The sequence below is a fragment of the Corynebacterium sp. KPL4015 genome (assembly GCF_040225725.1).
Taxonomy (GTDB): domain Bacteria; phylum Actinomycetota; class Actinomycetes; order Mycobacteriales; family Mycobacteriaceae; genus Corynebacterium; species Corynebacterium rhinophilum.
In genome coordinates this window covers 1-21,191 of the sequence record NZ_JBEHGF010000031.1, presented here as the reverse complement: position 1 = coordinate 21,191, position 21,191 = coordinate 1, and the positions used below count along the sequence as shown (strand labels likewise).

The 21,191-nt window shown below is 59.0% G+C and carries 20 protein-coding genes and 2 tRNA genes; 15 read left to right on the top strand and 7 right to left on the bottom strand.

What is annotated here, in order from left to right:
* Positions 1–19 precede the first annotated feature (19 nt).
* A complete protein-coding gene (locus ABRP64_RS10370) occupies positions 20–658 on the top strand; it encodes a DUF8185 domain-containing protein (protein WP_284771297.1) in 639 nt (212 codons plus the stop codon).
* Positions 659–915: 257 nt separating this feature from the next.
* Positions 916–2,007: an alanine dehydrogenase gene (gene ald / locus ABRP64_RS10365; RefSeq protein ID WP_284771296.1), complete on the top strand. Its 1,092-nt coding sequence runs from the start codon at positions 916–918 to the stop codon at positions 2,005–2,007.
* Between the two features lie 135 nt (positions 2,008–2,142).
* Here the strand turns inward: ald and ABRP64_RS10360 are convergent, their stop codons facing one another.
* Positions 2,143–2,526 carry a globin gene (locus ABRP64_RS10360; protein ID WP_005277863.1) on the bottom strand — a complete coding sequence of 128 codons (384 nt, stop codon included), beginning with the start codon at positions 2,524–2,526 and terminating at the stop codon, positions 2,143–2,145.
* Complete coding sequence (locus tag ABRP64_RS10355) at positions 2,527–3,531, bottom strand: mechanosensitive ion channel family protein (protein WP_349866368.1); 1,005 nt, start codon at positions 3,529–3,531, stop codon at positions 2,527–2,529.
* Positions 3,532–3,685: 154 nt separating this feature from the next.
* Here ABRP64_RS10355 and ABRP64_RS10350 point away from each other — a divergent pair, with 154 nt between their 5' ends.
* Positions 3,686–4,843 carry a cystathionine gamma-synthase gene (locus ABRP64_RS10350; protein ID WP_284796450.1) on the top strand — a complete coding sequence of 386 codons (1,158 nt, stop codon included), beginning with the start codon at positions 3,686–3,688 and terminating at the stop codon, positions 4,841–4,843.
* A gap of 20 nt (positions 4,844–4,863) precedes the next feature.
* Here the strand turns inward: ABRP64_RS10350 and ABRP64_RS10345 are convergent, their stop codons facing one another.
* Positions 4,864–6,735 carry an FAD/NAD(P)-binding protein gene (locus ABRP64_RS10345; RefSeq protein ID WP_349836095.1) on the bottom strand — a complete coding sequence of 624 codons (1,872 nt, stop codon included), beginning with the start codon at positions 6,733–6,735 and terminating at the stop codon, positions 4,864–4,866.
* Between the two features lie 79 nt (positions 6,736–6,814).
* Here ABRP64_RS10345 and ABRP64_RS10340 point away from each other — a divergent pair, with 79 nt between their 5' ends.
* Positions 6,815–7,504 carry an SDR family oxidoreductase gene (locus ABRP64_RS10340; RefSeq protein ID WP_284770202.1) on the top strand — a complete coding sequence of 230 codons (690 nt, stop codon included), beginning with the start codon at positions 6,815–6,817 and terminating at the stop codon, positions 7,502–7,504.
* 4 nt (positions 7,505–7,508) lie between these two features.
* On the opposite strand, the gene pepN is transcribed toward ABRP64_RS10340, so the two are convergent.
* Positions 7,509–10,025: an aminopeptidase N gene (pepN, locus tag ABRP64_RS10335; RefSeq protein ID WP_349866366.1), complete on the bottom strand. Its 2,517-nt coding sequence runs from the start codon at positions 10,023–10,025 to the stop codon at positions 7,509–7,511.
* Between the two features lie 98 nt (positions 10,026–10,123).
* On the opposite strand from pepN, the gene ABRP64_RS10330 reads away from it, so the two are divergent.
* Positions 10,124–10,747, top strand: a complete 624-nt coding sequence (locus ABRP64_RS10330) for a mycothiol-dependent nitroreductase Rv2466c family protein (RefSeq protein WP_284796446.1) — start codon at positions 10,124–10,126, stop codon at positions 10,745–10,747.
* On the opposite strand, the gene ABRP64_RS10325 is transcribed toward ABRP64_RS10330, so the two are convergent.
* Positions 10,748–11,149, bottom strand: coding sequence for a hypothetical protein (locus ABRP64_RS10325; protein ID WP_284796444.1), 402 nt, complete (start codon positions 11,147–11,149; stop codon positions 10,748–10,750).
* Positions 11,150–11,269: 120 nt separating this feature from the next.
* On the opposite strand from ABRP64_RS10325, the gene ABRP64_RS10320 reads away from it, so the two are divergent.
* Complete coding sequence (locus ABRP64_RS10320; protein WP_005277878.1) at positions 11,270–11,749, top strand: ribose-5-phosphate isomerase; 480 nt, start codon at positions 11,270–11,272, stop codon at positions 11,747–11,749.
* 88 nt (positions 11,750–11,837) lie between these two features.
* On the opposite strand, the gene ABRP64_RS10315 is transcribed toward ABRP64_RS10320, so the two are convergent.
* Entirely contained in the window at positions 11,838–12,671 is an 834-nt protein-coding gene (locus tag ABRP64_RS10315) for an aldo/keto reductase (RefSeq protein WP_284796441.1), read from the bottom strand.
* A gap of 153 nt (positions 12,672–12,824) precedes the next feature.
* A tRNA-Gly gene (locus ABRP64_RS10310) sits at positions 12,825–12,896 on the bottom strand.
* A 121-nt stretch (positions 12,897–13,017) separates the two neighbouring features.
* Here ABRP64_RS10310 and ABRP64_RS10305 point away from each other — a divergent pair.
* From ABRP64_RS10305 to ABRP64_RS10265, 9 genes are all read left to right on the top strand, one after another.
* Positions 13,018–13,866 carry a DUF1542 domain-containing protein gene (locus ABRP64_RS10305; RefSeq protein ID WP_349866364.1) on the top strand — a complete coding sequence of 283 codons (849 nt, stop codon included), beginning with the start codon at positions 13,018–13,020 and terminating at the stop codon, positions 13,864–13,866.
* Between the two features lie 133 nt (positions 13,867–13,999).
* A tRNA-Pro gene (locus ABRP64_RS10300) sits at positions 14,000–14,073 on the top strand.
* A 94-nt stretch (positions 14,074–14,167) separates the two neighbouring features.
* Positions 14,168–15,523 carry a trigger factor gene (gene tig, locus ABRP64_RS10295; RefSeq protein WP_349866360.1) on the top strand — a complete coding sequence of 452 codons (1,356 nt, stop codon included), beginning with the start codon at positions 14,168–14,170 and terminating at the stop codon, positions 15,521–15,523.
* A gap of 190 nt (positions 15,524–15,713) precedes the next feature.
* Positions 15,714–16,325 (top strand): ATP-dependent Clp protease proteolytic subunit, encoded by a 612-nt coding sequence (locus ABRP64_RS10290; RefSeq protein WP_023023580.1) that lies wholly within the window; start codon positions 15,714–15,716, stop codon positions 16,323–16,325.
* Between the two features lie 17 nt (positions 16,326–16,342).
* Positions 16,343–16,969, top strand: a complete 627-nt coding sequence (locus ABRP64_RS10285) for an ATP-dependent Clp protease proteolytic subunit (RefSeq protein WP_284770299.1) — start codon at positions 16,343–16,345, stop codon at positions 16,967–16,969.
* 271 nt (positions 16,970–17,240) lie between these two features.
* Positions 17,241–18,743 carry a peptide MFS transporter gene (locus ABRP64_RS10280; protein WP_349866358.1) on the top strand — a complete coding sequence of 501 codons (1,503 nt, stop codon included), beginning with the start codon at positions 17,241–17,243 and terminating at the stop codon, positions 18,741–18,743.
* A 323-nt stretch (positions 18,744–19,066) separates the two neighbouring features.
* On the top strand, positions 19,067–20,371 hold the full coding sequence (locus tag ABRP64_RS10275) for an inorganic phosphate transporter (RefSeq protein WP_284785767.1): 1,305 nt from the start codon (positions 19,067–19,069) through the stop codon (positions 20,369–20,371).
* Between the two features lie 3 nt (positions 20,372–20,374).
* Entirely contained in the window at positions 20,375–20,665 is a 291-nt protein-coding gene (locus ABRP64_RS10270) for a hypothetical protein (protein WP_284785765.1), read from the top strand.
* Positions 20,666–20,825: 160 nt separating this feature from the next.
* Complete coding sequence (locus ABRP64_RS10265) at positions 20,826–21,080, top strand: hypothetical protein (protein ID WP_284770209.1); 255 nt, start codon at positions 20,826–20,828, stop codon at positions 21,078–21,080.
* Positions 21,081–21,191: the final 111 nt, after the last annotated feature.

The following is a 21,191-nucleotide window of genomic DNA, read 5'->3' as shown; positions in this document are numbered from 1 at the left end:
AAGGTAGGGCCCGTTAGCCATGGTCACCGAGTCGTTTGAAGTTCGCAGCGGAGGACCTGGCTTACGGGCCCTTCTTGCGCGCGCAGTTGGGGTAGACGCGAATGCGTCGGTGCGCCTGCGCCAGCTTGCCGATGACGTTGTCGATGCCTTCGTGACCACCCCCTTCGAGGTCGTCGCCTCCCGGCGGGTGCAGGGGGTTGTCTCCCGCGATGGGGCAGTGGTGTCCGCGGAGACGCTGGAGCAACAGCTCGCGGAACACGATGGCACCGGCATTATGGAACTCGGCCCAGCTCGCGATGCGTCGTGGCCGGGCGCATTGCCCCCGGCCACCGGCTTTAGCGTGGTGGATACCCTGCCGGTGGCGGTGGTTCGCGACCTTTCGGACCAAGGTCAAAAGCTGACCCGGGAGTTTTCCGGTCCTATGGGCCCGCCACCCAGTTTGCTTAATCAGACCGTGGTCACGGTTGAAGGCAATGGACAGACGGTGGAAATCCCGATGCGGATGATCTTTGCCTGCACCAACTTGGGGCTAATTCCGGGGTTCTCTGCCTCCATGGATATTCCGCGGCACCTGCGAGTGTCGAGTCTTGGTCGGTGGGTGCGCCTTGATGCACCGTTTGGCAGCATCTACCGTTCCACGCGGCTATCGGTTCTGTAATTACTCCCGAATCTGGGATCTCACCGCCCAAAACAGACAGTGAGTAATACCTATAACCCAATAGTCGGGGGTAGTAGGTATTTTTCGGGTGTGGATTTTTAACCGCATAAACTGCGGTATCGGGGAAAGTGTGATTATTGCTGTCACCCCCGTTCGTGAAATATACACAAACTTATATTCTCCTTTGTATTCTGCGTTAACCTGACAGCGAGAAGTAAATTTTCGCCTCTGTAACCAACACATGAAGGAGAACCTCCGTGCGCATTTCTGTACCTAAAGAAATCATGAATAATGAAAGCCGCGTTGCCCTCACCCCAACTGAGGTGCGGACCTTGGTTGCTGATGGGCACGAGCTTTTCATTGAAACGGGCGCAGGCGTAGGCGCGTCCTTCCCCGATGAGGAGTACGTAGAGGCTGGCGCTACCATCGTTGATTCTGCAGACGAGACGTGGGCCAAGGCCGAGCTCCTGCTGAAGGTAAAGGAGCCGCTCGAGTCCGAGTACCAGTACTTGCGTTCGGATCTCACCGTCTTTACCTACCTGCACTTGGCAGCGGATCGCCCGCTGACGGAGGCGCTGACGGAATCGAAGACGACCTCAATTGCTTATGAAACCGTTACGGACCGCCGCGGCACCCTGCCGCTTTTGACCCCTATGTCCCAGGTCGCTGGGCGCTTGGCCGTCATTGAGGGTTCACACCACCTTTTGTCCACCCAGGGCGGCCGCGGCCTCTTGGTCTCCGGTATCCCGGGCACCCAGCCTGCGCGCGTGGTGGTCATCGGCGGTGGCCAGGTAGGCGCGTCCGCCGTTGCGATGGCACACGGTCTGCGCGCAGAGGTCACGGTCTTGGACGTGGATCCGCACGTCCTGCAGCGCTTTGATGACCAGTACGCCGGCGGCGTGCGCACCCTGATCTCTGATCCGTCCACGCTGGATAAGGAGTTGGAGGAGGCCGATCTCGTCATTGGCGCCGTACTGATTCCAGGTGCGGCGGCACCAAAGCTGGTCCGCGAGGAGACCGTGAAGAAGATGAAGGAGGGCGCAGTGCTTGTCGATGTCGCCATCGACCAAGGCGGCTGCTTCGAGAACTCGCGCAAGACCTCCCACGACGAGCCGACCTTCAAGGTCCACGACACCCTCTTCTACTGCGTGGCCAATATGCCTGGTGCGGTGGCAAATACCTCGGCCCGCGCCTTGGCTTCGGCGACGCTGCCGTATATCCGCGCGGTAGCCAACGACAACCTGGATGCCGCAATCGAGCGCTTCCCAGGCTTGCGCTCCGGCGTCATGACCCGCGGCGGCAAGCTGGTATCCGAGCCGGTACGCCAGGCATTCGACTGGCAGGACTAGATAGTTGCTAGCGCTAGCCGGTGCTAGTGCTGATACACAGTAAAGGGGCCCGCGCACTTACCTAATACGGAAGTGCGAGGGCCCCTGTTTGTGGCTTGAAACGCTTGCAAAAGCAGCGTTACAAGCAGGTGAAAATTAAGGCGCTCTATTGATGAGCATGGCGGCGACGCGCTGCATGTGGTCCCAAATCATGGTGCGATACGCCGGCGGGATGGTGTCTTCCTCGATGCTATCGAGGGACTTTCCCATGAGCTCGAGCCAGCGGTCGTGGGCTTCCATGTCAATGGGGAAAGTCGCGTGCCGCATGCGCAGGCGCGGGTGGCCGCGGTTTTCGGAGAAGTGTTGGGGACCGCCCCAGTACTGAATCAGAAACCAGGTTAGGCGCTGTTCCGCGCCTTCCCAATCCTGATCCGGGTACATGGGACCAATCACGTCATCTTCTTTGACCTGGTCATAAAAGCCATGCACGAGGCGCTCAAAGGTAGGGGTCCCACCGATGGCTTCATAGACGGAATTCATTTAGGCATCGTCTCTCTTGTGAGGATTGGCAATGCCGATGCCGTGTGGGTACGGGGTGGTAATGCCCTCTGCGTGCATGACGTTGAGGACGCGGGACTGGACAAAGCGCTGGACGTCCCACTGGCGGCCCGGCAGCGTCTTGGTGGACACGCGGAAGGATACGTAGTCCGGCTCGAACTTGGACATGCCGTCGATGCGCGGGGTGCTGAGCACCATCTTGCGGATCTTTTCGTCCTTGACGGCATCCTTGACAGCCTTGTCGATGACATCGCCAGCAACCTCAGGGTCATTGGATAGCCCGACAGGGATTTGGATGCGGGCAACGGAGTACTCATCGGAGTGGTTAGCCACCTGCAAGATTTCGCCATTGCGGACGTACCACAGGGCACCGTCGATATCGCGGACGGTGGTAATGCGCAGGGAAATGGACTCGACGTCACCGAAGACGCCGTTGCCTAAGTCAATGACATCGCCAATGCCGTATTGATCCTCAATGAGCATGAAAATACCGGAGAGGAAGTCTCGGACCAGTTCCTGTGCACCGAAGCCGAGGGCGACACCGATTACACCGGCAGACGCGATCAGCGGGGCAACGTTGACTTCCAATTCATCCAGGATGGCGATGCCGGCCGAAACCCAGATCACGATGGCAACCGCCGATCGCCCCACGCCGGCGAGGGTCTTAATCCTCGAGGCCCGGCGGGCCTCCCTTGTTTCTCGCAGGGTGTCATCCGGTTGTCCGTCCTCTCCAGACCTGCTGCGGCTGCGGCTGGGCTTTTTGAGGGTGGAGGCCTTAATGCTGTTTTTCGCCAGCCGGTTGATGAGGTGGCGCAGCGCCCAGTGCGCAATGAAGGCCAAGATGATAATGAGGCCGATGCGAATGGGCCGCTCGATAAGCCAAAGCTGAACGTTTTCGTCGTTCCAGAAGCTCGATACGGACTCGACTGCATCGTCTTTTTTCTCTGCAGCGCCCTGAGCCGTGATAAATAAGTTCGTACTCATCATTCTTTCTTGATCGTAGACACAAGCTAACCGCACCCATTGTAGAGAAGAATCCTGAAATCTCACTGACAGCGCAGAAATTGCAGCGCGGGCGGAACCGAATATAAATTGCCGAATGGCCGGTGTGGATGAACCGCTTAGTCTACGATTGGGAGGCATGACTGAACACAGCGCGCATAACTTGGCAAAAGGATTTTCATCCCGATCCATTCACGCTGGATATCACCCGGATCCGCACATGGGATCCATTAACGTGCCGATCTACGCCTCGACCACGTTCGCCCAAGATGGCCTCGCGCAGCTGCGCGGCGGCTTCGAATACGGGCGCGTGGCCAACCCGACGGTTCGATCCCTTGAAAAGACCTTGGCTGCGCTGGAGGGCGCGGACTACGCCCGCGTCTTTGCCACTGGTATGGCAGCCGCCGATACGATGGTGCGCATTCTGGTGCGCCCCGGCGACCACGTCATCTTGGGCAATGACTCCTACGGCGGTTCCTACCGCCTGCTTAATGATTTCACGGAGTGGGGCGTGGAGATGTCCATTATCAATACCTGCGATGTCGATGCCGTCGCCGCTGCGGTCAAGGACAATACCAAGCTCATCTGGCTAGAAACCCCGACCAACCCGGCGCTGAATATCACCGATATTGCGGCAGTGGCCAAGGTTAAGGGCAATGCTCAGGTGCTGGTGGATAATACTTTCGCCACACCGTACCTCCAGAACCCGCTCGCACTCGGCGCAGACCACGTCCTGCACTCCACCACGAAGTACTTGGGTGGGCATTCCGATGTCCTCGGTGGCGCCGTAGTTACCAATGACCCCGAGGTGGATGAGCAGCTGCTGTATTTCCAGGGCAATGTGGGCGCGGTCGCCTCGCCTTTCGATGCCTACCTGACCGCCCGCGGTATTAAGACCCTCGGCGTGCGCATGGACCGCCACTGCGCCAATGCGCAAAAGGTGGCGGAATTCTTACAGGCCCGCCCAGAGGTCAAACAGGTGCGGTACCCGGGATTGGCGGAGCACCCGGGCCACGAGCTGGCGGCGCAGCAGATGCGCGGGTTCGGCGGCATGATGTCCGTGCGCTTCCACAACCCAGAGCACGCCAAGCAGATTTGTTTGAATACGCGGCTTATCTGCCTAGCGGAATCGCTGGGTGGGGTGGAATCGCTCATCGAGCACCCGCAGAATATGACCCACGTATCGGCTGAAGGCTCCGAATTGGTGCCGCCGGAGGACATGGTGCGCATCTCCATCGGCATCGAGGACATCGATGACCTGCTAGCGGATCTGCAGCAGGCCCTCGACGCCCTTTAAAAGCGCTCTAAAACGCGTACTTAGTGGCCGCCGGCAACCTTTAAGAGGGAACCGGCGGTCTTATCTGTTTCCTGCAGCATGAGCGGATCCGTGCCCGGCATGGGGGAAATCGTTGTATCCGGCCACTGCGCATAGGTGGGGATGCCCACGATATGCAGGCGTTCATCCAGGCTGCCGTCCGGATGGACGGTGCGCCGCGTGGCACCATCGGTTTCGGGGGAACCGGTGTCCTGCCCGTGATCAGCAAACGGACGCACCCGCTCATTCTCGGCTAATCCGCGGGTGAGCGGATCGTCGGCGACGCGGATATCGGGCTTGTGCATAAAGGCATCGACAAGCGTGGGCGCGGATGCCGAGCGCGGGCCAGAGGTCAGGGTGAAATGGTCTGACTCGATGGCGAGGGTGGGGTGATCGCCGAGGAAGCGGACTAGGTGGGCATCGACAAGCGCGAGCAATTGGCGCACGCGGAAAAGCGGAGGTCCCGAGCCCACCATCTGCCCAAAGGACATGAACTGCGCGTAGCGGCCCGTGCGGGACTCGCGGGTATAGCGGCCTTCCGCGCCGAGGATGGAGGCGGGCTTGCGCGACTGGGACAGCGACCACAGTGCTGCCTTCATGGGCGAATCGTGGCCGGCGGCAGCCTCCTGAATATCGCTCGCCAGGCTATCCGCAATGTGGGCGGTGAGCGCCGAAATATCGCCGGTAAAACCAGCGACCTGGTACATAAGATCTGTCATATCCCACGGCAGGGTGACCAGGGGAGCAAGGGCGGTGCCGAGATCATCTGGCGCGGTGGAATCGATGACCGCGAGGATCTCTTCGCGCGGGCGGAGCAGCGCTTCCGGATTCACCCGTTCCAGCGTGGTGATATACGTCTCGTAGCTATCGCGGGCGATGGCAGGCCAAACCTGGGCGTCAAAGTCGATGTCCTCAGTGCCCTGGAGCTTGTCGATGACCTCATGCAACCGCCGCCGCGGCATCGTGGGCGGCAGCTCGTTGTACTCGGATTTGGGATGAAAGGGATAACCGCGCCCGGACGAGACGATGAAATGTGGTTCCTTCCCGCTCGCCTCGTAGCGCAGGCCGGAGCGGGTGGTGGCATCCTCGACGAATTTGCCCCCGCGCTCGATGGTGGTTAGCGCCATGATGTCATAAAAGCCCATGCCCAGACCGCGCACCAACACGTCTTCACCGGCGGGAATGGCGCCATAGTCTTGTTCCACGGGGTTGCCCGGTGCGATCCACCGCAACCCAGACTCCGCCAAGCGCTGCTCCTCATCATTAAAGCGCGGCGCCATCCAGCCATAGGCTAGGACCGTGGCATCGGCGCGCACCTGCGAGCCATCGTCCAAGTGCAGGATATCGGCCGCGCCGTCTGCGGAGATGGTCTCCACGCGGTGGTGGTGGCTGACCGTAGAAATGCTCTCCGGCAGGCGCGCCAGCACCACATCATAGACCCAGCGCAGGTACTCGCCATATAACGCGCGGGTGGGGTTGGACTCCGGGCGGGTAGCGGCCAGCTCCGCGCGGTACTCGGTGGCAATATGCGCGGCCGGAGGGTGCTGGGTAAAAAGCTCGCGCTTGGCAGGAGCTACCTTATCGCCCTCACCGCGCAGCAGCTGGATCCACTCGTATTGCGTCGGCCCCTCGAGCACTGGGGCATTCACCGTCGCGCCGGGCTCGGTAAAAAGCGTGACGGCGCCCGCGCGCGTATTCATGCACAGGGTCTTGGTTTGGGCGGTGTCCCAGACGCGGCCGGCGCCGTGCTGGGCCTCGTCGATGAGGTGGACGGTAACGGGGGAACTGGAATCATCCATGCGGGCGGCGAGGCGTTCCAAGATGGAAATGCCGCGCGGGCCCATGCCGACGATCGCGATTGCAGGAGTAGCCATAGCCCCTATCGTTCCACATCGCGGAACGGGGACGGACGCCGCGCACCGCTAGCATCCATTTTCCCTATGATGGGGTGGCATGACTGATACCACGAATGTGCCAGAGAAAATCGCCGTCGTTACCGGTGCCACCGGTGGCATGGGGCGCGAGATCATCAAGGATCTCGCCCGCGATCACCACGTGTATGCGCTGGGCCGCAGCGCCGAAGAGCTGCCGGAGGCCGCGAATATCACGCCGGTTGCCAGCGACTTGGTCGCCGGCTTGGACGAGGGCATGCAGCTGCCCGAGCTAGAGCGGGTCGATGTGCTCGTGCACGGCGCGGCGCGCGCCACGAAGTTCTCGGTGGAAGAGGCCACCCCGCACGATTGGCGCGCCCACATGGACTTAAACGTCCACGCGCCGGCGGAGGTCACCCGCGCGCTTTTGCCGCAGCTGCGCAAGGCAGAGGGCACCGTCGTCTTCATTAACTCGGGGGCGGGGCGCAAGAGCTACGGCGATAACGTGGTTTATGCCGCGACGAAGCACGCGCTGTATGCGCTTGCCGATGCCCTGCGTATCTCCGAACCCGGTATCCGCGTCTCCACCGTGGCGCCAGGCCCCACCGACACCCCGATGCTGGAGGGCCTGCAGGACTATAACCCGAGCGAGGTTATTGCGCCCGTGGAGGTGGCGCGCGCCATCCGCACCGTCGTGGAGGCTGGGCCCACCACCCAGCTCACGGAGATCCAGGTGCGCCCGCGCATCGAGCTGAACCTCCGCAAGAAATAGTCACCTAGTTGGCGTCGAGCTCGCGGTTGCGCAGGGCGCGGGCCACGCGGTCGCGCTGCTCGGTAATCGCGCGGCGCAGGCCGCCAGCCAGATCCTTCTGCAGGAAGGCATCGGCGCGATCGAGGCCGTCTTGGGTGATATCCCAGGACGGGAATAGCCCGGTGACGGTGGTCAGGCCCACCTCGGAGGACTGGGAATCCCAGATCTTTTCGGCCACCTCAAAGAATTCCGCGGTGGGCAGGAGGTCATCGGAGTGCGGGTAGTTCAGCCCTTCCAGCTTGGAGGTGAGCTCGCGGTTGGTGAGATCCCCGGTGACGATCTCTTCCCATACCGCGCGCTTATTATCCGCGGTGGCAATCGCGGCGCGGGCGCGCAGGGAAGAGTAGTGGCCGGTAGCGGAGTTATCGCGCTTGAGCTGGGCGGCGATGGCGGCCTCGGCATCGGCAAGCGCGCCCGCGGCAGCAAGCGCTGCGACGGCGGACCAGCGCAGCCCGGCATCATCGGAATCCGCGAGGAGATCGTGCAGGTAGTCGCGGGCCGGCTGGTGCAGCGGAATCCTGGACAGCGCCTGCGTGCAGATGATGGAACGCTGCGTATCGGTGCTCCGGGCGCCATCGACAAGCGCCTGCGCCAGAACCGTGCTGTCTTTCGCCCACGTCGGATCCGCGTAGTTCTTCAGCGCGGTAGAAGCCTGCGAGACGATGCGCTCGAGGACGGCGAGCTCGGTCTCCGCCTTCATGCCGCGGGCCACCAAGCGGATGAAGTCGCGGGCGCGCATGGTGCCGGCGCGGGTCATCTCCCAGGCGGTGGACCAGCAGAGGGTGCGCGCCATGGGGTCATCGAATTTCTCGATATTATCCAGCAGGAATTGCAGGGAGCCTGCGTCCAAAGCGATGAGGCAGTAGGTCAGATCGTCATCGTTGGGCAGGATGAAGTCGATGTCATTGAGGTTGCGACCGACCAGCTCTGGGATCTCGGTGGATTTGCCCTCCACGTCCATCTCAAGGCGCTCGGTGCGCACGACCTTGCCGCCCTGCGTGCCGTACAGGCCCACCGCCACGCGGTGGGTGCGCAGGGTATCGCCGCGCTGGGTAAGGTGCGCCTGGGTGATGGTGCCGTCATCGTCGGCCGCCGTGGCAACCGCCAGGGTATTAATACCAGTGGTCTTCAGCCATTGCTGCGCCCAGAAGGATAGATCACGCCCAGACGCCTCTTCGAGGTGGCGGAGCAGATCATCGAAGGTGGCATTACCCCACGCGTGGGCGGCGAAGTGGCGGCGCACGCCAGCGAGGAAGTTCTCGCGGCCGACATAAGCCTGCAGCTGCTTGAGCACCGAGGCGCCCTTGGCGTAGGTGATGCCGTCGAAGTTTTGCTCCACGGTTTCGATATCGCTGGCATCGGTGGAAATGGGGTGGGTGGTAGGCAGTTGATCCTGCTGGTAGGCCCAGGACTTTTCCACGTTGGCGAAGGTGACCCAGGCGGTATCGTATTCGGTTTCTTCCGCCTGCGAAATGGCAGCGGACCAGGTGGCGAAGGACTCGTTGAGCCACAGGTCATTCCACCACTGCATGGTCACGAGGTCACCGAACCACATGTGGGCGAGCTCGTGCAGGATGGTATCGGCGCGGAGCTCGTACTTGTAGTGCGTGGCCTGTGAGGTAAAGACGTATTCATCGCGGATGGTCACGCAGCCGGCGTTTTCCATCGCACCGGCGTTGAACTCGGGGACGAAAATCTGGTCGTACTTGCCAAAGGGGTAGGGGAAGCCGAAGTTGCGGTGATAGAAGTCAAAGCCCTGCTTGGTCTCAGTAAAGAGGCGCTCCGCATCGAGGGAATCTGCCAGAGAGGCGCGGCAGTAAATACCAAGCGGGACCTCGAGCTGCTGGGCCGGCTTGCCCTCGGGGTGCTCGGTCAGCTCACCGCGCCAGATATCGGTGACCTCGTGGTACGGGCCTGCGCACAAGGCAACCAGGTAGGTCGACAGCGGGTAGTCGATTTCGGAGTGGGTGGTATCGCCCTCGCGGGTGACCGGGCCATTGGTGATAATGGTCCACTCCTCCGGAGCCTTAAAGTGCAGGGAGTAGGTGGCCTTCAGATCCGGTTGATCGAAGCAGGCAAAAACGCGCTTGGCATCGGCGGTTTCAAACTGGGTGTAGAGGTAGACCTCGTTATCGGCAGGGTCCACGAAGCGGTGTAGGCCTTCGCCGGTGCGGGAGAAGGGGATCTCAGCGGTGACCTCGAGCGTGTACTCCGCTACCTGCAGCCCGGAAAGGGGAATGCCGCAGGTGGGGTCATAAGACTGCGTGGGCAGCGGGTTTCCATTCAGGCGCACCTCGTGCAGCTTGTCCGCGCGCAGATCGATGAAGGTAGAACCGGCCTCCTGGGTGCTAAAGCGCACCGTGGTGGTGGACAGGAAGTGGGTATCGGAATGCTTAAGGTCTAAAGTGACATCGTAATGGTCAACCTTGAGCATCTGGGAGCGATTTTTTGCTTCCTCCCACGTGAGGTTTACAGAGGTCATTGCCTAGATTCTCCTTTGCTAACGAAAATAGTGATGCATCAAGGTTAGCAGCGGGTTTACAGTGGTGGGGCAAACTGCACTTATTTCAAGGAGGAATAATGACTACCCCAGTTAAGTTTTGGTTCGATGCTTCCTGCCCGTTCGCATGGGCAACGTCCCGCTGGATAAAAGAGGTAGAAAAGGTCCGCGATATTGCGGTGGAATTCGAGCCGATGTCCCTGTCGGTGCTTAATGATGGCCGCGATCTTGATCCCGAATACATGGAAATGATGGAGGCCAACTGGGGCCCTGCCCGCGTATTCGCCAAGGTTAAGACCGAGCAGCCAGAAAAGGTTGATGAGCTTTATACCGCCATGGGCACCCTGATTCACGCCAAGGGCAACGGCGGCAAGAAGGGCGATGGTGGCTATGACGAGATCATCGCCCAGGCATTAGAGCAGGTTGGCCTCCCCGCAGACTTTGCAGAGGTGGCCCACACCGAGGAGTACGACGAGAAGCTGCGCGAGTACCACCACAACGGAATTTCTTCCGTGGGCGATGAGGTAGGAACCCCGGTTATTAAGCTGGGCGATACCGCCTTCTTCGGCCCGGTTATCACCCGCGTTCCCAAGGGTGAGGAAGCCGGTGAGCTTTTCGATGCCTCCGTGCGCCTGGCTCAGTTCCCTTACTTCTTCGAAATCAAGCGCTCCCGCACGGAGATGCCACAGGTAGAAGAGGACTAGTTATAAGCGCTGCTGGTCTTGCCTGCGGCCTACCGCGGCGGCAAGGCAGCACACCGCGATTACCGGCGTGAGTAAAAACGCCGGTACCCCGGCGATATTGATGATGGGCAGGGCCGCCTGAGCCTGGAATTCTGACCAAGCGGCGGCCACCCACGTGGCCCACGAGGCCGCGGTGAGCAGGGATAAAATCCCAATCACCGCGGCCAAACCGCCGGGGCGATTTTTCTTTATCGCCCTCTGGTTCAGCCACCACAGCCCCAGTACTAGGTGGGCGACTGTGAAAAGTGCGGTATGAATAAGCGGCACTAGGTAGTTCTTATTGGTTAAGAAAATATTCGCCGCAAATAACAGCACCGCGATAGCAAGGATGCTGCCGTAGAGTGCGAGGACGCGAGGGTTCATTTTTATCGCCTTTCTGTGCAGCACGTAATCTGCGCTTTAGCTTAACAGTGCTGGGCTATGGGCGAAATAGGTTGTGCAAAGTGGTGCCTAGAAGGCGGCGGTGCCGGTACTGTAGGGGTTATGCGCGTATATCTTGGAGCTGACCACGCAGGTTTTGAGACTAAAAACCTGATTTCTGAACACCTCACCAAACAAGGCCATGACGTTATCGACTGCGGCGCTCATACCTATGACGCCGAGGATGACTACCCCGCATTCTGCATTGAAGCGGCCCTATGCACCGTCAACGATCCAGGTTCTCTGGGAATCGTGCTGGGCGGATCCGGAAATGGCGAGCAGATTGCCGCCAATAAGGTCAAGGGCGCGCGCTGCGCGCTGGCATGGTCGCCAGAAACCGCGCGCCTGGCCCGCGAGCACAATAATGCGCAGCTCATCGGCATCGGCGGGCGCATGCACTCGCAAGAAGAGGCCCTAGAAATCGTGGATGCCTTCTTGGATCAAGAATGGTCCCGCGCCGAGCGCCACCAGCGCCGCATCGATATCCTCGCAGAATACGAGCGCACCAATATCCCACCTGAGCTGCCTAAGGACCCGCGCTAAAGCCGCCAAGTTCCTTGCACAGACATAAATGAACGCCGCGGGCCATTTGGGCCACGCGGCGTTTTATGTGGTGATTATGCCGAGCACATTATGCGTCGTTCATGTCATTGGGGTGGTGCCCACCGCGGCCGTCTTCGCCTTCCTCCAACGAGGTAATGGCAGCCATTTCCGCATCCGTGAGCTCGAAGCCGAAGACATCGAAGTTTTCTGCAATGCGCGATGGCGTCGAGGACTTGGGGAAGAGGATGACCCCATTTTGCAGGTGCCAGCGAATAATGGCTTGGGCTGGGGAAACACCGTGTGCCTCGGCTGCTTCAGTCACCTCTGGTGCCTCCAAGATATCGCTCTTGCCCTGACCCAGCGGGCCCCAAGCCTCGATGGCGATGCCGTGTGCGCGTCCCGCGTCCAGTTCGCGCCAGCGTTGCAGGTAAGGGTGCAGCTCCACTTGGTTAATCGCGGGGACGACGTCCGTGTGCACCTCCAGCTGATCTAAGTGCTCCGGCTCAAAGTTGGACACACCGATGGACTTTGCCTTGCCCTCTTTGCGCAGTTCAATGAGCTGCTTCCAAGCCTCCACGTAGGTGCCCTTGGCCGGGGTAGGCCAGTGGATGAGGTATAGGTCTACGTAGTCAAAGCCCAGCTTCTGCAGGGATTCATCCAGCGCTGCAGCGGCATCGGTGTGGCGGTCATTCCACAGCTTGGTGGTGATGAAGAGCTCCTCACGCGGGATGCCGGAGTTAGCAATGGCCTTGCCCACGCCTTCTTCATTGCCGTAAATAGCTGCGGTATCGATGTGGCGGTAGCCCACGCGTAGCGCCTCGGCTACGTATTCCTCGGTCTTTTCCGGGTCCATCTGGAATACACCAAAGCCCAGCTGGGGGATTGTATTTCCATCATTCAAAGTAATATTAGGTACGGTCATGCACACCAGATTACGCTTTTCTGGCCACCGCCCCAATGTGATGTATTCACGGCCGCGCTTAACGGGAGATGGGCAGCGGGATGGAGGGGGCATCGGCAAGGAGGGGCCTAGCTGCAGATATGGAAAAAACCCACCATACGGTGGGTTAAAGCGAGGGAATGACGGGAATCGAACCCGCGTCTTCAGCTTGGAAGGCTGAGGTATTAGCCACTATACGACATTCCCACAGCGTTACCTCGAACGCTGTCGGCTACTTTAGCGCATGTGCGCCCCAAAACGAAAATAGGGAACACACGCAGTGGATAGGCCGTTAAAATAGATAGAACCAATTCCGGCAAAGAAAGCGATGATTGTTGTGGAACTCCTACTTCTTGTAGTCGTACTCGGTGGTGGCGCGTGGTACCTATCCTCGCGCAGCTCAAAAAAGAGCCGGGAGGAGCGAGAGGCGCAGCAGTTAGCGGATGCCCAAGCGGATGCGCGTCGCTGGATTGAGCGTCTGGGCGGTCAGGTCATGCAAATCTCCGGCACGGATACCGCCTCGCAGCAGGCAATGGCGGACGCATCAGAGCGCTTTACCGCGGCTAATTCCGCTATTTCGCAGGCCACCACGGTCAAGCAAGCCAATTTGGCCCGCGAATCGGCGCTTGAGGGTATGCATTACGTCAATGCCGCTCGCGAGATTATGGACATGAACCCGGGCCCGGAATTGCCGCCGCTGGAGGGGCAGCGCGCCGCCGGTAAGGTCACCGAGAAGCGCACGGTGGATGCGAATAGAGAGCAGCTGACTGCGTCCCCATACGCCTCCGAGGAAACTCCGAACTATTACCCAGGCGGAACCGTAGCCGGCCGCCCCGTTCCGGCCGGTTGGTACTCCCGCCCTTGGTGGGCGGATGCCCTGCAAACGGGCGTGTGGATGATGGGTTATTCCATGATGTTTAACGCCATGTTTGCTGGCATGTCCGGCGTGGGCTATTCCGCAGCCGCCGCAGAAAACGGCGACTGGGGCGGCGCCGAGGGTGGCGAAGGAATGGACGGAGCCGACGGCGGCGGAGATGCCGGAGACGCCGGGGATGCCGGCGATATGGGCGGCGGTGCCGGAGGGGGAGACGCAGGTGACGGTGGCGGCTTCTTCGACGGATTATCTGACGGTGATGGCGGCGGATTCTTTGACGGCATGTTTGATTTCGATTTCTAATCCAGCTTCCGGGAATTATGCCGCTAACCTGCGGCTACGCCCTTAACAGGGGGCTGATTTAGGAGATTTAAAACCAACACGCTAAACTGGCTCAGGTATGCAACGCAGCCAAGGCAACTTGGTGGCCTACATACGGGGCGTGGCGCAGTTTGGTAGCGCACCTGCTTTGGGAGCAGGGGGTCGCAGGTTCAAATCCTGTCGCCCCGACGTATGGGGGTCTGAAAATGCCCTAATAAGGTTTTTCAGACCCCCTTTAATTTTTATGTACGTAGAAAAACAATGAAGCCAGGGAGATTCACTCGTGAAGACCACCGTAGACAAGCTGAGCGATACCCGCGTTAAGCTCACCGTCAACGTTCCGTTTGCGGAGCTAGACCAGGAAATCGATCAAGCTTACGCGGCAATCGCGCAGCAGGTTTCTATTCCAGGTTTCCGTAAGGGCAAGGCCCCGCGCCAGCTGATCGACGCTCGCTTTGGCCGCGGCCCGATTCTGGAGCAGGTTGTCAATGACATGCTGCCTTCCCGCTACGAGCAGGCCGTTCAGTCCGAGGACCTGAAGGTCATCGGTCAGCCGGACGTAGACATTTCCAAGATCGAGGACAAGGACTTCGTCGAGTTCACCGCCGAGGTTGACGTCCGCCCTGAGTTCGAGGTTCCGGACTTCTCCGAAATCTCCGTCGCCGTCCCCGCCATCAAGGCCGGCGAAGAAGACGTGGACAAGGCCCTCGAGGATCTTGCAGAGCGCTTCGGTGAGCTGAAGGACACCAAGCGCAAGATGAAGACTGGTGACTACGCCATCATCGACATCACCGCCGAGGTAGACGGTGAGAAGATCGAGGATGCTTCCACCGAAGGCCTGTCCTACTCCATCGGTGACGACAACCTCATCAAGGGTCTGGACACAGCACTGCGCGGCATGAAGACCGGTGAGGATAACGAGTTCACCTCCACCATTCAGTCCGGTGAGCACAAGGACGAAGAAGCTACCTTCAAGGTCCACGTGCAGCAGACCAAGGAGCGCAAGCTGCCGGACATGGACGATGAGTTCGCCCAGATGGCCTCCGAGTACGACACGATCGAGGAGCTGCGCGAAGCTACCAAGACCGAGGTCGAGGAGTCCAAGAAAGCTGAGCAGGCCGGCCAGATCCGCGATGAGGTTCTGAAGGCTGCGCTTGCCGATGTCGACTTTGAACTGCCTCAGTCCGTCGTCGACGAGCAGGCTCACGCCCAGCTGCACCAGATCTTGGGCCAGCTGGCACACGATGAGAAGGCACTGGCACAGCTGCTCGAGGCGCAAGGCACCTCCCGCGAAGAGTTTGATAAGCAGACCCGCGAGCAGGCTGAAGAGTCCGTGCGCACGCAGATCTTCTTGGATGCCGTGGCAGAAAAGGAAGAGCCGGAAGTTTCCCAGCAGGAACTCTCGGATCACATTCTGTTCACCGCTCAGTCCTATGGCATGGACCCGAACCAGTTCATCCAGCAGCTGCAGTCCAACGGCCAGATTGCCAACCTGTTCTCTGACGTTCGCCGTGGCAAGGCACTGGCTGCCGCCATTTGCCGTACCACCGTCAAGGACGAAGAGGGCAACGACGTTGACGTTGAGCAGTACTTCGGTGAAGCAGATGAAGACGAAAACGAAGCTACCGACGCGGAGTAAATCCTCTTCTTAAAGCCCAGCTTGACTCCTCGCATACACGAGGAAGTCTGGCTGGGCTTTTCTCATCGCCGGGTCGAAAACGCAGACAAAGTTCGGTGCAAACGCTGATAGCGAACAGACCCCACAATTATCGCCACATTAAGTAATGTGGTGGCATTAGAGATTAACCGTCCTCAAGGAGACTTTTCGAATGTCTAAGAAATCTGACCAGCTTCAGATGACCACCCCAGCAGGCTCCGGCCTGAACTTGGGTGACAGCGTCTACGAGCGCCTGTTGCACGAGCGCATTATCTTTTTGGGCACCCAGGTAGACGATGAAATTGCCAATAAGTTGTGCGCACAGATCCTGCTGCTTTCCGCAGAGGATCCCACGCGCGATATTTCGCTCTACATCAACTCCCCGGGTGGCTCCGTGACCGCGGGCATGGCAATTTATGACACGATGAAGTACTCGCCCTGCGATATTTCCACCTATGGCATGGGCTTGGCTGCTTCCATGGGCCAGTTCCTGCTCTCCGGTGGTACGAAGGGCAAGCGCTATGCGCTGCCGCACGCTCGCATCATGATGCACCAGCCTTCCGCTGGTGTGGGCGGTACTGCTGCCGATATCGCCATCCAGGCGGAGCAATTCGCCCAGACCAAGCGCGAGATGGCTGAGCTCATTGCAGAGCACACCGGCCAAACCTTCGAGCAGATCACCAAGGACTCTGACCGCGACCGCTGGATGACTGCGCAGCAAGCCAAGGACTACGGCATTGTTGACCACGTCATCGAGTCCGTGAACGGCCCACTGAGCAACTAGGGAATAAGGAGAAAATCATTATGAATAAGTCGCAGATGCCAAGTTCCCGTTACGTACTGCCCTCCTTTATTGAGCAGTCCGCTCAGGGGACGAAGGAAACCAACCCGTACTCCAAGCTCTTTGAGGAGCGCATCATCTTCTTGGGCACCCAGGTCGATGACACCTCTGCCAATGACATCATGGCCCAGCTGCTGGTTCTTGAGAGCCAGGACCCGGACCGTGACATCACCATGTACATCAATTCGCCGGGTGGTTCCTTTACTGCCTTGATGGCCATTTATGACACCATGCGCTACGTGCGCCCTGATGTGCAGACCGTGTGCTTAGGCCAGGCAGCTTCCGCTGCCGCAGTGCTGTTGGCCGCTGGTGCTCCGGGCAAGCGTGCGGCGCTGCCGAACTCCCGCGTATTGATCCACCAGCCTGCAACCCAGGGAACCCAGGGGCAGGTATCGGACTTGGAGATCCAGGCCGCAGAGATCGAGCGTATGCGCACCTTGATGGAAAACACCTTGGCGGAGCACACCGGCCGTACGCCTGAGCAAATCCGCATCGACACCGACCGCGATAAGATCTTGACCGCGGAAGATGCCGTGGAATACGGTATCATCGATACCGTCTTTGAGTACCGCAAGCTCAATTCTTAATTCGGTCCTGATGGACTAAATCCATCAGAGGAAGCCCTGCGAGGCAGCTTCGAGAGGAGCCTTCGCAGGGCTTTTATTATTCGCATATCAGTGGCTCGGTATATGCTTATGAGCGGTGTGACGGAGAGGGTAGTGGCGCGTGGGCATGTACCCCAAACGGGGTGAATCTTTCAGAGAAATATCTGCAGGTCGTTAGGCAGATTTATTTGTGCGATGTTTCACGTATAATGCCCGATTTGTGAATTAGGCCTCTGAGTGGTCGTATTATGCTATGACAAATATGGAACCAGAGGCGGAGGATCGGACCTCCACACCCGCTGCTTCGAGCGGGGAGCGCACATTTTTCGGCCACCCGTGGGGGCTAGCTAACCTGTTCGGCGTGGAGATGTGGGAGCGCTTCAGCTTCTACGGCATGCAGTCCATCGTGCTGCTGTACATGTACTACGCCACAACCGATGGTGGACTAGGCCTCGACCGTGCCGATGCGACGTCAATCGTTGGCGCGTACGGCGGCTTGGTGTACATGGCATGCCTGTTGGCATCGTTGGTAGCTGACCGCATCCTCGGTGCGGAGCGCACCCTGTTCTACTCCGCAATCATGGTGATGGCTGGGCACCTCGTCTTGGCCTTCATTCCTGCCGTGACCGGCCTGGCTATCGGCCTGATCCTTATCGCCGTTGGTTCCGGTGGTGTAAAGACCACCGCCTCGGTGGTGCTGGGCTCGCTGTATAGTCGTGACGATCCTCGCCGTGACGGCGGCTTTTCTGTCTTTTATATGGGCGTTAATATTGGTGCCCTTTTCGGACCGCTTCTTACCACCGCAATGTGGGGCTGGAAGGGCTTCCACTGGGGCTTCGGCATCGCTGCCGTCGGTATGGCCCTCGGCCTTATCCAGTACACCATCATGCGTAAGACCACCATTAAGGATGCCGGCCACAATATTCCGAATCCGGCGGACTCCAAGCAACGCTTGATGGGCCTTGGTGCGATTGTCGTCGTCATCCTCGTGATGGTCATCGGCCTGGGTACTGGGATCATCAAGGTGGAGTGGCTGTCCAATATCGTCACCGCCGTTGCCCTGATCGCCGCCGTGTACTTCTGGATTCAGATGTACACCTCTGATTTGGTAAGCCGGAAAGAAAAGAACCGCCTCTTGGGCTTTATTCCGATGTTCATCTCCGGTGTACTGTTCTTCGGTATCTTCCAGCAGCAATTTACCGTGATGACCATTTATGCCGATGTGCGCTTGGACCGCCACATCTTTGGCATCGAGATTCCGCCGTCATTGGTGCAGTCCATTAACCCGATCTTCATCGTTATCTTCTCTGCAATCTTCGCAGCTATGTGGACGAAGCTCGGTGACCGTCAGTGGTCCACGCCGGTGAAGTTCGGCGTGGCCAATATCATCATCGGTGTATCGCTGTTCTTCTTCCTACCGTTCTCCGGCTCGGGTGCGAACTCCACACCAATGTATGTCATCATCTGGATCCTCTTCCTGTTCACCATGGGTGAGCTGATGCTGTCTCCAGTGGGCAACTCTCTTGCCACCAAGGTGGCGCCAGAGGCGTTCCCATCGCGCATGATGGCCGTGTGGATGATGGCCGTGGCTATGGGTACCGCGCTTGCCGGTTCGCTGGCTAGCTTCTACAACCCAGAGGATGCGGCTGCGGAAAACACCTTCTTTATTTCCTTGGGTGTCGGCTCCATCGCGCTGGGCATCGTCCTGCTCGTGCTGAGCCGCTGGGTGGTCAAGAAGTTTGCTACCTTCCGCTAAAAAGGGAAGTTAAAACCCTTTATTTCGAGAGGTGCGTTGGCGTTAAGCCGGCGCACCTCTTTTAGTGTTTTCCGCCACGGTATTAAAGGCTGAAAATAGATTAGGTTTCTTAAAAAATGCTGGTAAACCGCAGATTTTCGACGAGTAGCTGACACTAGGGCATGGGCGAAAGGTTAACACTAGGCAAAGTGTAGTTTACTTCTAAGAAACGCTATTGGCTTAGCTTATTATTGCGGAGTACGCTGCACTTCGTACGCGACGCGTGACGGCGCCGCAATTACACTTTCTTCTCATTTGTTAATTGCTTACAAGGGGCCAATGCTGTGACAGCGACTCTGATTATCTTGGGCATTGTGGTGGTTACCGCCTTAGCCTTCGACTTCACCAATGGTTTCCACGACACTGCCAATGCGATGGCAACCTCCATTGCTACGGGCGCGCTGAAGCCATTTACTGCGGTAGCGATTTCTGCCGCACTTAACCTCGTTGGCGCATTCTTGTCCGTGAATGTCGCGGCAACGGTGGCTAAGGGTATCGTCAACCTCGATTCCTATGACCTTTCGGGTGCAGCCGCTGACTCAGACGGCCAGGCCCTGTTGATGGTGGTCTTTACCGGCCTTATCGGCGGTATTCTGTGGAACCTTTTCACCTGGTTGCTCGGACTGCCGTCTAGCTCTTCCCACGCCCTTTTTGGCGGCCTTATCGGTGCAGCCTTCGCTGCCATGGGTACTGGGGGAGTGGAGTGGACCTCCATTATGGCCAAGATCATTATCCCGGCGGTGGCGTCCCCGATTATCGCCGCGCTGGTGTCCGCCTGCGCCACCTTCCTCGTTTATTGGGTGACCAACACCATTCCGAATAAGGAAAAGAACGAGCACTTCCGTCACGGCCAGATTGTTACCGCCTGCTTGGTATCGCTGGCCCACGGTGCCGGTGACGCTCAGAAGACCATGGGCGTTATCTTCCTCGCCCTCGTGGCTTCGGGTCATGCGGTTGCTGATGCCCGCATTCCCACCTGGGTCATTATCTCCTGTGCGGTTGCCATTGCGGCCGGTACCTTGTCCGGTGGCTGGCGTGTTATTCGCACCCTGGGCAAGGGCTTGGTTGAGATCGAATCCCCACAGGGTATGGCAGCCGAGGCTACGTCCGCGGCCATCATCTTGACCTCCGCATCTGGTGGTATGGCACTGTCTACGACTCACGTGTCCACCGGTTCCATCCTTGGTACTGGTTTGGGTCGCCGCGGCGCGGACGTGCGCTGGGGTGTGGCGATGCGCATGGTGGCCGCCTGGCTCATTACGCTGCCCTGTGCTGCCTTCGTTGGCTTCGCTTCGTGGTGGCTGGCGCACGGCGTCTCCTCTGCCACGACGATGGCTACCGGTGCCGTCGTGGACTTTGTTCTGCTCTTGGCCATGACCGCACTCATCGTCATCCGCTCCCGCATGAACCCAGTCGATGCCTCCAACGTCAATAATGACTGGGACGAAAACGCTGAGTCCGTGGATTCGTCCTTGGAACCGCGCGTTGGTGCGAAAGAGTCTGTCGCGGCCGCAGGCGGCATGACCCCCGTATCGGCGGTTAACGGGGACAATAACTCCACCTCATCTACTCCACACGAGGAGCGCTAGATCATGACTATTGCAGAAATCTTCGAATCTATACTCCGCGTCGCTGGCCTAGCCCTCGTCTTCGGCGCTGGTATTCCCTTGCTCTTCGCCTTGGGTATGCGTTCCATGACGGGGGATCCCATTCGGGACGATAACGGTGTGGTGGTAGGCGATACTCCCGCTAGCCGGCAAATGAAGGTGCTGGGGTGGACCGTCTATGCCGTATTGGGTGCCGTTATCGTGGTGGCAATCGCGTGGATCGCACGCGATTCCCTTGACCACTACTTTGGCTTCGCACCATTTGGCGACCTTTAAGGGTAGCCCGCGGGCTGGGCGAGCCCGAGATTATATAATATGCCTCACAGCCACTTAAAGTTAACAAAAGGTTAACTTTAAGTGGCCTAAGTGTTGCTTAGTGGGTAAGTACCAAGTATATTTGTACCTATCAACAGAGCAACTTTGAGAGGTGAGAGAGATGAACACGATGCGGACCTTCTTTGGTGGCATCAGCGATATGTTCAAGGACTCCACCACGGGTACGGGTTTGGATACCGTGTCTCAGACACCGGTTTCTGCCCGCGTAGCGGAAAATCTCGTTGACGCGGGACTTACTCCCGCGACGACCAAGGACGTCGCTGAGTCCTTCGCATTCGTTGTTGGCCACGCGCCAGATGAGCTGGACATGCTCGATGTCGAGGCATTCTTGCTCGACTTTGACTGGCTGCAATAAGAGCCGTACTAAATAACCCCGCCACGCACCGCCTCGTGAACTGGCCCCCGAAAGTTGGACTGGTTTAATTCTAGGTGATGAGGGGTTCAAGGGTCTGATTCCGATATTGCA

Excerpts from the sequence above, each read along its gene's own strand:
- ABRP64_RS10370 (WP_284771297.1), top strand. The coding sequence starts at position 20 with ATGGTCACCGAGTCGTTTGAAGTTCGCAGCGGAGGACCTGGCTTACGG.
- ABRP64_RS10360 (WP_005277863.1), bottom strand. The coding sequence starts at position 2,526 with ATGAATTCCGTCTATGAAGCCATCGGTGGGACCCCTACCTTTGAGCGC.
- ABRP64_RS10355 (WP_349866368.1), bottom strand. The coding sequence starts at position 3,531 with ATGATGAGTACGAACTTATTTATCACGGCTCAGGGCGCTGCAGAGAAA.
- ABRP64_RS10350 (WP_284796450.1), top strand. The coding sequence starts at position 3,686 with ATGACTGAACACAGCGCGCATAACTTGGCAAAAGGATTTTCATCCCGA.
- ABRP64_RS10345 (WP_349836095.1), bottom strand. The coding sequence starts at position 6,735 with ATGGCTACTCCTGCAATCGCGATCGTCGGCATGGGCCCGCGCGGCATT.
- ABRP64_RS10340 (WP_284770202.1), top strand. The coding sequence starts at position 6,815 with ATGACTGATACCACGAATGTGCCAGAGAAAATCGCCGTCGTTACCGGT.
- pepN (WP_349866366.1), bottom strand. The coding sequence starts at position 10,025 with ATGACCTCTGTAAACCTCACGTGGGAGGAAGCAAAAAATCGCTCCCAG.
- ABRP64_RS10330 (WP_284796446.1), top strand. The coding sequence starts at position 10,124 with ATGACTACCCCAGTTAAGTTTTGGTTCGATGCTTCCTGCCCGTTCGCA.
- ABRP64_RS10325 (WP_284796444.1), bottom strand. The coding sequence starts at position 11,149 with ATGAACCCTCGCGTCCTCGCACTCTACGGCAGCATCCTTGCTATCGCG.
- ABRP64_RS10320 (WP_005277878.1), top strand. The coding sequence starts at position 11,270 with ATGCGCGTATATCTTGGAGCTGACCACGCAGGTTTTGAGACTAAAAAC.
- ABRP64_RS10315 (WP_284796441.1), bottom strand. The coding sequence starts at position 12,671 with ATGACCGTACCTAATATTACTTTGAATGATGGAAATACAATCCCCCAG.
- ABRP64_RS10305 (WP_349866364.1), top strand. The coding sequence starts at position 13,018 with ATGATTGTTGTGGAACTCCTACTTCTTGTAGTCGTACTCGGTGGTGGC.
- ABRP64_RS10290 (WP_023023580.1), top strand. The coding sequence starts at position 15,714 with ATGTCTAAGAAATCTGACCAGCTTCAGATGACCACCCCAGCAGGCTCC.
- ABRP64_RS10280 (WP_349866358.1), top strand. The coding sequence starts at position 17,241 with ATGACAAATATGGAACCAGAGGCGGAGGATCGGACCTCCACACCCGCT.
- ABRP64_RS10270 (WP_284785765.1), top strand. The coding sequence starts at position 20,375 with ATGACTATTGCAGAAATCTTCGAATCTATACTCCGCGTCGCTGGCCTA.
- ABRP64_RS10265 (WP_284770209.1), top strand. The coding sequence starts at position 20,826 with ATGAACACGATGCGGACCTTCTTTGGTGGCATCAGCGATATGTTCAAG.